This window comes from Sphingopyxis sp. (assembly GCF_035250425.1).
Taxonomy (GTDB): domain Bacteria; phylum Pseudomonadota; class Alphaproteobacteria; order Sphingomonadales; family Sphingomonadaceae; genus Sphingopyxis.
Map to the genome: position 1 here is coordinate 1 of NZ_DATFFD010000057.1, position 6,310 is coordinate 6,310.

Sequence of the window (6,310 nt, forward strand, 5' to 3'; positions counted from 1 at the left end):
GTCGGCAGCGTCAGATAGCTGGGCAGCGTCAGGCCATCGCGCGAGGTTATCGTGACGGGCGCGCGACGGGCCAGCGATCGCTGCGCGAGCTCCGGCCGCGTCGACAGGAGCGGCGTGAGCGTCCGGTCCTTGCGGTTCCACCAGCTATAGCGGTCGGGGTGGTTCGGAACCGTTTCGAGAAGCAGCCAGCGCGCATTGTCCGGGGTCTGGTCGACAATCTTGAACGGCCCTGCGGCGGCCGCTTGAAGCGCCGCAAACTCGGCACGCACGTCCTCCGATCGCACCGTCCATTCGCTGACGAGCGGATCCTCACGCGTTGCGAGCAACGCACCGCTGGCCTCGTCAAACAAGGGATCGACGATATCGGCGCGTCCTGACGCGGCGAGCAGGGTCTGCGTTCCCGTGGCAAGATCGACCGAAACGAGGTTCGCCTTGTCGCTGGTCCGGCTGTCGAACATCAACAGCTTCCCTTCGCCATCCAGCCCGAGGATTCTGGAATTGCGCAGCGAAGCCAGCGGGATCGTCATGAACTCGCTCGGCCCGGCGGGGTCGAGACGGAAATAGGTCGACGAGCCGTCGACATTGCCGCGGACGCCCAGCCGGATGTTGAAATCGGGATCGGCAACGACATCGATGTAATTTCGCTCGTTGCGGAGCACCTCGCTCCGCGCCCCCGTCGCGAGGTCGATCCGATAGATGTCGCGATAGCGGCGATCGCGAATGTTCATGCCGACGAGGATTTCGCCGGGACGGCGCTTCGAAAGCTTCACGATCTTTGTCTGCACCGCGGGATCGGCGGTCACATTGGCGACCGTGCGCTTTTCAAGGTTCGCGACCCAGAGCTGGCTATGCTCCTCGCCGCCGACATCCTTCAGCACCAATATGTACCGTCCATCGGGGCTCCACTGGAAACTGTCGGGCGGCCGCGTATCGAACCGGGTGACCGGCGTGGCGGCCTTCGGATCGTCGAGCGGCGCGACCCAGACGTTGAGGACGCCGTTCAGCGGGTGGAGAAAGGCCAACTGCTTGCCGTCGGGGCTGATCTGCAGTTCGGAATAGGCGGGCGAAGCGAAAAGCGCGTCGCGCGGCACCAGCGAGACCGGTTGTTCCGGCTCCGCGCCGACCGCCGGCAGGACACCGACCATGATCGCTGCGCCAAGCATCGCGGCCGTCAGCACCGCCGCGCGACTGCCCCGATGGTGCCGCTCCCGTCGCAAAATGTCGAAACCCATTCCCGAAGCCCCCTGAATCAGCCTGTCTGCGCCCGCAATCTGCCGACCGGCGGGCACGAGCTCCAATGCGCAAAATGGATCAATCCATGCGTGTCGCAAGGGGTAGCCAGGCGTTCTTCCCGCATTACAACTTCGCATAGGCCGAAGGGGCATGAGTGATGGAACTGGCATGGCTTGAGGATTTCGGTGCCTTGATACACGCGGGGAACTTCTCGCGCGCGGCATCGACGCGCTGCGTGACGCAGCCGGCTTTCAGCCGCCGCATCCGTGCGCTCGAAGAATGGCTCGGCGTGGAACTCGTCGACCGCAGCACGCACCAGATGGTGCTGACCTCTGCCGGCAAGCGCTTCGCCGTCATCGCCGAGACCGTTCTGCGCGACATCGAACATGGCCGGCGCGAGGTGCAGGAGATTGCCGGCACATCGGCGTCGATGGTCAAGCTTCTGGTCACGCACGCTCTGGCGCTGAACTTCTTTCCGCAATGGCTCGCGACGCTGCAGGCGATGACCGATACCGAAATCCCGATCCAGCTCACGGCCGACAATATGGGCACGTCCGAACAGATGATGCTGAGCGGAAAGGCGCATTTTTGCCTGTGCTATTTCCATACTGGCGCCCCGTCGGTTCTCGATGGTGCGGGTTTCCAGTCGATATCGCTCGAATCCGATGCGCTGATTCCGGTCAGCGCGCCGCGCGAAGCCGGTGGGGCGCCGCTGCACGCGCTCGCCGACGACGCCGATCATCCGGTTCATCTGCTGGCCTATGGCGCTGAATCGGGGATGGATCGCATCGTGTCGGCGATGCTCGATGCCAGCGCGATGCGGGCAAATTTCACGCCTGTGTTCACGTCGCACACGCTGATCCTCGCGCGCATGGCACGGGATGGAAAGGGGCTGGCCTGGTTGCCGTTGAGCATCGTCGCTGACGACCTGAAGCGCGGCATGCTGGTGCGGGCAGGCGATTCGCGCTGGGATATTCCGGTCGACGTCAGGCTGTATCGGCCGCGCGGCCGGCAATCGCCATCGGCCGAAGCATTCTGGAAGCTGGCGACGGCGTAGACGGGCGGATGCGGCAAGCCACGTCCATACGCGGCGGCATGAAACCATCAGAAACGGGCATTTGCCGGCGCAAGCGCCGCGTTGCTAATCGCTCCGGGCCATCCGGCGGCATCCCCGACCCGAAGCCTGCGAAGCCGCAGTCCTCGGGCGTCATTATTGAATTTGGATCTCGATCGATGAAACAGCTCGCCCCAGTCGAAGCCGTGGTCTTCGACCTCCTCACCGCGCTTCTCGATTCATGGTCGGTCTGGAACCGCGCGGCCGGGTCCAAGAGCGACGGGCTACGCTGGCGCCGCGCCTATCTCGAGCTGACCTATGGTTGCGGCGCTTACCGCCCCTATGAAGATCTCGTCCGCGAGGCGGGCGTCAAGGCGGGTGTGGGGGCGTCAGCCGCCGAGGCGCTGGTTGCCGACTGGAACACGCTCCAGCCCTGGCCGGAAGCACCGCAGCTGCTTGCCGACCTCCGCGCGCGCGGCACCGCGCTCGGCGTCATTACGAACTGTTCGGCGGTTTTGGGGCGGCAGGCGGCGGAGCGGGTCGGCGTGCCCTTCTCCGTTGTCCTGACCTCCGAAGAAACGGGCTATTACAAGCCGCAGCCGCAATCTTACCGCGCCGTCCTGGATCGGCTCGGCACCGATCCGGCGCGAACGCTTTTCGTGGCGGGTTCGCCCGCCGACATTCCCGGGGCGGCCGGCGTCGGCATGCCGGTTTTCTGGCACAACCGGGCCAGGATGCCCTTTGCCGCCGACGCGGCGCGGCCGTTCCTGATTGCCGACACGCTCGATCCGCTGCGCGAGCTGATGCAATGAGCGCGGAGACCCTGTTCGCGGGATTGAATACCCCGTGCCTGATACTCGACGCCGACCGGCTGGAACGCAACGCCGCGCGCATGCGCGACCGCTGCGATGCGCTGGGCGTCACGCTGCGTCCGCATCTGAAGACGGCCAAGTCGACCGACGTCGCGCGCATCGCGGCGAATGGTGAGCAAGGGCCGATCACGGTCTCGACGCTGGCCGAAGCCGAATATTTCGCCGCGGCGGGCTGGCGCGATATCCTTTACACGACCGCGATCGCACCCGCGAAACTGGCGCGCGTCCATCACATCCAGCGCGAGCATGGCGCGCGGCTGCTACTTGTCGTTGATGACCGGGAGGCAGCCGCCGCGATGGGGGAAGCCGCCGCCACGCTCGGGGCGCGCTTTGGTGTCCTCATCGAGGTCGATTGCGGCGAACACCGCAGCGGCACGGGCCCCGCGTCGGAAGAGCTTGTCGCGATCGCCGGTGTGATTGCGGCCTGTTCGCCGCAACTCGAGCTGATGGGCGTGATGACCCACGCAGGCCATAGCTACGCGCTCGACGATCCGGCACCGATCCGCGCGCTCGCCGAAGTCGAACGGCATGCCGCGGTCGCATCGGCGGAATTGCTCGGCACGCATGGCTATCCCTGCCCCATCGTCAGCGTCGGCTCGACCCCGACCGTGGTTTTTGCCGAACAATTGCAGGGCGTGACCGAAGTGCGGGCGGGCATTTACCTGTTCTGCGACCTGTCCCAATTGTCGCGGGGCGTCTGCGCCGCGGAGGATATTGCCGTCTCGGTCCTCGCGACGGTGATCGGCCACCAGCGCCGCAGCGCCAGCCCCAGCCTGATCCTCGACGCCGGCGCGATCGCGCTGTCGAAGGATGTCGGGGCCAACCGCTTCCTGCCCAACGCGGGCTACGGCCTGGTCTGCGATGCCGCGACGCTCGATCCGCTGGATTCTTTGGCGGTTGTTACCGTGCATCAGGAGCATGGCGGCGTCCCCGTGCCTGACGAAAGCTGGTTCGAACGCTTGCCGATCGGCTCCGTCGTCCGCATCCTTCCGGGTCACGCTTGCCTGACCTGTGCGGCCTACACCTCCTACGACGTGCTGCGCGCAGGGGAACTGACCGAAGAATGGCCGCGAACGGGCGGATGGTGAAGGATTTTCGGAGATCGAGATGAAGGATCGGAAAATGACAGAGATACGCTGCGCCGCGGCGCCGCCCCCCGGCGGACATTATGCCCAGGCCATGTTGCACGGCGACACCCTTTATGTTTCGGGCCAGCTCGGCGTGACCGGCGAGACGCCCGAACCCGAAAAGATATCCATCGGCGAGCAGGTCCGGTTCGCGCTCGGCAACATCGAGGCGATTGCCGGCGTGGTTGGCGCTTCGCTCGATGACATCATCCGCTGCACCGTCTATGTGACCGACGTCGCGCATTGGGGCGAAGTCAACCGGGCCTACGCCGAATTCTTCGGCACGCATCGCCCCGCGCGGTCGATCGTTCCATCCGGTCCGCTGCACTTCGGCGCGCTGGTCGAAATCGAAGCGGTCGTCGCGGTGGGCTTTGGCGCGTTTAATTGACGCCAGCCGCGCCGTGCCCACGGCGGGGAACCTGTCCGACGGTTGACGCTTCCTGAAGTCAGCGCCAAGCCTTCGCGCGTGACGACCACCCTCTCTCTCAAGGAAGCACGCCGGATCGCGCTCGCGGCGCAGGGCTTTGGCGCGCGCCGCCCCGACCAGCCGACGGCCGCCCATTTGCGCAAGTCGCTGGGCCGCCTGGGGCTCTTCCAGATCGATAGCGTCAACGTTCTGACCCGCGCGCATTATCTTCCCGCCTTCTCGCGGCTGGGTAGCTATGACCGGACATTGCTCGAGCGCGATGCCTGGGGTCCCGCCCGCCAGCGGCGCCTGTTCGAATATTGGGCGCACGAAGCCTCGCTGCTTCCGCTCGACCTCCATCCGCTGCTCCGCTGGCGAATGGCGCGCGCCGAGCGCGGCGAGATCGGCTATCAGGCCTTGAAGCGATTTGCGACCGAGCACCGCGCCGAAGCCCAGACCGTGCTCGACCGGATCATCGCCGAGGGACCGCTGGCGGCCGCCGATTTCGAGAATGGGTCGAGCAAAAGCGGCTGGTGGGAATGGAGTCACACAAAGCACGCCCTCGAATTTCTGTTCTGGTCGGGCAGCATCACCACCGCGACGCGCCGCGGCAGCTTTGCGCGGGTCTATGACCTGCCCGAACGCGTGTTGCCCAAGGCGGTTCTCGATCGGCCCACTCCCGATGCCGCAAGCGCGCAACGCGCGTTGATCGAACGGAGCGCCCGCGCGCTTGGCGTCGCAACCGCTTCGGAACTGCGCGACTATTATCGGCTGAAGCCCGGCGAAGCCGATCATGCGATCGCTGCGCAGGCGGAGGCGGGCGTCCTTTTACCCGCGCGGGTCGAAGGCTGGAGCCAGAAGGTCTGGATGCACCGCGACGCCCGCCTGCCCCGCCGCATGACCGGTGCAGCGCTGCTCGCCCCGTTCGACCCGCTGATCTGGGAGCGCGGCCGCGCCGAACGGCTGTTCGGATTCCGCTATCGCATCGAAATCTATGTCCCGCAGGACAAGCGCACCCACGGCTATTACGTCCTGCCCTTCCTGATGGACGACGCGCTCGTGGCCCGCGTCGATCTCAAGGCCGACCGCCAGGCCGGCATCCTGCTCGCGCACCGGATCACCCTTGAACCGGGCGCTCCCGCCGAAACGCTCGAGCGTCTCGCGATCGAACTCGACCGGATGGCGGCATGGCTCGGGCTGGACGGCGTGCGGATCGGCGTGACGGTCGCGTCGTCCTGAGCGAGGGCGCGCCGCGCCGCCGGGTTCACTTCCGTATCATTAGCGATTAGGCCGATGATCCATCACCCGCCGATTTCGCAGAGGAGGATTTCTTGCGGCAGCTCGCCAGATTCGATCTCAACCTGCTGCGGATATTCGACGCGATCTTCGTCAAGGGCGGCGTGTCGGCGGCGGCGCGTCACCTGAACCTGTCGCAGCCGGCGATCAGTCACGCCCTGACGCGTCTACGGACGCAGTTCGACGACCCGCTCTTCGTGCGGCAGGGCAACGGGCTGGTCCCCACCCCGGCGGCGCGCGCTATCGCGGGACCGGTGCGCGAGGCATTGCGCGGGCTCGACGCGGCGCTCGATGCCGCGGCATCGTTCGACCCCGCCGAGGC

Annotated in this window: 7 protein-coding genes; 6 read left to right on the top strand and 1 reads right to left on the bottom strand. The window is 66.2% G+C overall.

The genetic code is table 11. The features are described 5' to 3' along the window. Nucleotides 1–1,232: TolB family protein (locus VJ811_RS03465; RefSeq protein WP_414711908.1), on the bottom strand; the 1,232-nt coding region annotated here is incomplete at its 3' end. Nucleotides 1,233–1,390: 158 nt separating this feature from the next. Between VJ811_RS03465 and VJ811_RS03470 the strand changes: the two genes are divergently transcribed. The 6 genes from VJ811_RS03470 to VJ811_RS03495 all read left to right on the top strand — a co-directional run. Continuing rightward, complete coding sequence (locus VJ811_RS03470; protein WP_324070883.1) at nt 1,391–2,290, top strand: LysR family transcriptional regulator; 900 nt, start codon at nt 1,391–1,393, stop codon at nt 2,288–2,290. Between the two features lie 176 nt (nt 2,291–2,466). Next, nucleotides 2,467–3,099 carry an HAD-IA family hydrolase gene (locus VJ811_RS03475; RefSeq protein ID WP_324070885.1) on the top strand — a complete coding sequence of 211 codons (633 nt, stop codon included), beginning with the start codon at nt 2,467–2,469 and terminating at the stop codon, nt 3,097–3,099. Further along, nucleotides 3,096–4,247 (top strand): alanine racemase, encoded by a 1,152-nt coding sequence (locus VJ811_RS03480; protein ID WP_324070886.1) that lies wholly within the window; start codon nt 3,096–3,098, stop codon nt 4,245–4,247. The genes VJ811_RS03475 and VJ811_RS03480 overlap by 4 nt, the downstream gene beginning before the upstream one ends. Nucleotides 4,248–4,281: 34 nt before the next feature. Next, on the top strand, nt 4,282–4,674 hold the full coding sequence (locus VJ811_RS03485; RefSeq protein WP_324070887.1) for a RidA family protein: 393 nt from the start codon (nt 4,282–4,284) through the stop codon (nt 4,672–4,674). A gap of 78 nt (nt 4,675–4,752) precedes the next feature. After that, complete coding sequence (locus VJ811_RS03490) at nt 4,753–5,931, top strand: winged helix-turn-helix domain-containing protein (protein WP_324070888.1); 1,179 nt, start codon at nt 4,753–4,755, stop codon at nt 5,929–5,931. A 92-nt stretch (nt 5,932–6,023) separates the two neighbouring features. Beyond that, nucleotides 6,024–6,310, top strand: a 287-nt coding sequence (locus VJ811_RS03495) for a LysR family transcriptional regulator (RefSeq protein WP_324070890.1), incomplete at its 3' end; no start/stop codon positions are given.

What these genes read in the sequence shown, in the direction of transcription:
- VJ811_RS03470 (WP_324070883.1), top strand. Translation starts at nt 1,391, where the DNA reads ATGGAACTGGCATGGCTTGAGGATTTCGGTGCCTTGATACACGCGGGG.
- VJ811_RS03475 (WP_324070885.1), top strand. Translation starts at nt 2,467, where the DNA reads ATGAAACAGCTCGCCCCAGTCGAAGCCGTGGTCTTCGACCTCCTCACC.
- VJ811_RS03480 (WP_324070886.1), top strand. Translation starts at nt 3,096, where the DNA reads ATGAGCGCGGAGACCCTGTTCGCGGGATTGAATACCCCGTGCCTGATA.
- VJ811_RS03485 (WP_324070887.1), top strand. Translation starts at nt 4,282, where the DNA reads ATGACAGAGATACGCTGCGCCGCGGCGCCGCCCCCCGGCGGACATTAT.